The organism is Dietzia sp. DQ11-71 (genome assembly GCF_014144995.1).
Lineage (GTDB): Bacteria > Actinomycetota > Actinomycetes > Mycobacteriales > Mycobacteriaceae > Dietzia > Dietzia kunjamensis.
Genome location: NZ_JAALDT010000214.1, coordinates 1 through 2007, shown reverse-complemented (window position 1 = coordinate 2007; position 2007 = coordinate 1). Strand labels below are relative to the sequence as shown.

The 2007-nt window shown below is 70.2% G+C and carries 4 protein-coding genes; all 4 read right to left on the bottom strand.

What is annotated here, in order from left to right; translation table 11 throughout:
• On the bottom strand, positions 1 to 219 hold a 219-nt coding region (gene rpoZ, locus G6023_RS08430), incomplete at its 3' end, for a DNA-directed RNA polymerase subunit omega (protein WP_182634979.1).
• Between the two features lie 72 nt (positions 220 to 291).
• Positions 292 to 894 (bottom strand): guanylate kinase, encoded by a 603-nt coding sequence (gene gmk / locus G6023_RS08425; RefSeq protein ID WP_182634977.1) that lies wholly within the window; start codon positions 892 to 894, stop codon positions 292 to 294.
• A gap of 7 nt (positions 895 to 901) precedes the next feature.
• Entirely contained in the window at positions 902 to 1225 is a 324-nt protein-coding gene (gene mihF, locus G6023_RS08420) for an integration host factor, actinobacterial type (protein WP_007631925.1), read from the bottom strand.
• Positions 1226 to 1637: 412 nt separating this feature from the next.
• A partial coding sequence (locus tag G6023_RS08415) for a beta/alpha barrel domain-containing protein (protein ID WP_182634975.1) occupies positions 1638 to 2007 on the bottom strand: 370 nt, incomplete at its 5' end.

Genomic DNA, 2007 nt, shown 5'->3' with positions numbered 1-2007 from the left:
CTCGTGCAGCCCCGGGTCGACCAGCGGGCCGACGTACTCGAGGATGCCCTCCTCGATCTGGTTGTAGTACGAGTTGATCTGGCGCGCCCGCTTGGCGGCGAAGATCACGAGTGCGTACTTCGAGGACGCCCGCTCGAGCAGCTCGTCGATCGGGGGGTTCGTGATGCCGATCGGGGTGTCGTACAGCGGGGTGGCCGCTGCGGCTTCGGTGGTGGCCACTATGGGTTCTCCTCTGGGGTACTGCCTGGGGTCGGTGTCGTCGATGACACCCTGGTGACGCTGGGCTCGCCGCTAGTCGCGGCCGACCAGCAATGATACCAACTCGTCCACGGCCTTTTCGAGTTCGTCGTTGACGACGACCTCGTCGAACTCTCCGCGGGCCTCCATCTCGACCTTCGCGGTCTCGAGTCGGCGGTCCACCACGTCCTGCGGTTCGGTGCCCCGGCCACGCAGCCGGACCTCGAGTTCCTCCCACGACGGCGGGGCGAGGAACACGGCCCTGCCCTCCGGGATCGACTCGCGGATCTGGCGCACCCCGGCGAGGTCCACCTCGATGAGGACCGGTCGTCCCGCCTCGAGCGCGCGGTGCACCGGATCGGCGGGGGTCCCGGAGAGCTGCAGGCCGCGGTGGATCTCCGCCCACTCCAACATCCGACCCTCGGATACCGCTTTCCGGAAGTCCTCGGTGGACACGAAGTAGTAGTCGCGGCCGTCGACCTCCCCGGGCCTCGGGTCCCGTGTGGTCATCGACACGCTGAAGTAGAGGTCGGGGACGCACTCGCGGAGACGGGCGACGACGGTTGATTTCCCGACGGCGGAGGGGCCGGCCAAGACGATCAGCCGGCCCCTCTTCGCCGTCGTCTCCGGGGTGGCCCCGGATGACGGTGTGTTCATGCGTCGATCAGTCGACCGTGAAGTCGAACCGCTCGAGCAGTGCGCGACGCTGGCGGTCACCGAGACCACGCAGACGACGCGTCGGCGCGATCTCGAGCTCGGTCATGATCTCCTGAGCCTTGACCTTGCCGACCTTGGGCAGGGCCTCGAGCAGCGCCGAGACCTTCATCTTGCCGAGGATCTCGTCGCTCTCGGCATCCTTGAGCACCTGCTTGAGGTCGGTGCCGCCACGCTTCAGGCGCTCCTTGAGCTCAGCCCGGGCGCGACGGGCGGCAGCCGCCTTCTCCAGAGCAGCAGCGCGCTGCTCATCGGTCAACTGGGGAAGGGCCACAATTCCTCCGTCTCGTTCGTGTGTGTCTCATGACTCACGCGGATGTCCACCGTAGGACACCCCCGCCTGGTGTGCGGTGACCGGCCCCGGCGCGTCCGCGGGCTGCGGAACACCTCCGGGAGCGGGCGCTCCCTCGTGCTCACCGTACCCGGGCGGTTCCGCCGCCCCCGAGGGGGACTTCCACGGCTCCGGGCCTGATGACCTCAGCAACAGTACGCGGCCGACCGGCCGGGTACCAGACGGGGTCCCGCTGTGGCACCCCGTCTGATCTGCGCATTGACGGTTCGAGGTTGTATGGCACCCTAGCGCCGCCCGTCCGGGGGCGCGACGCGAACCGCCCGATTCCCGCGAGCCCGGCTCCGGGCGGCCGTCACCGGTGGGACGCCGGTACACCCGTGTGGAACGCGGTGACTCAGGAGTCGTCGGAGAACCTGTACTGTGCGGCGAGTTCGACGACCGTCGCGCGCATCGCGTCGACGTCCGGCCCGGCGCGCAGCACGTGCCGCGAGACGTTGACCAGGGTGAGCGGGAGCGCGGGCCCGGCGATCCTGCGGACGTCGGCGAGGGTGCCGCCCTGCTCCCCCACCCCGGGCATGAGGACCGGGCCGGAGAGCTCGTCGAGCCTCGGGGGGTCGGTCACCGTCGCCCCGACGACCACGCCGAAGGACCCCGGTGCATCATCCCCGGCGCCCGCGTTCCGGAGGGCCACCTCGTCGACGACGGACTGGGCGACCGTGCCGGTGGGGCCCGCCGAGCCCTGCAGGGGCCCGGCCTCCGGGTTG

What these genes read in the sequence shown, in the direction of transcription:
- gmk (WP_182634977.1), bottom strand. Translation starts at nt 894, where the DNA reads ATGAACACACCGTCATCCGGGGCCACCCCGGAGACGACGGCGAAGAGG.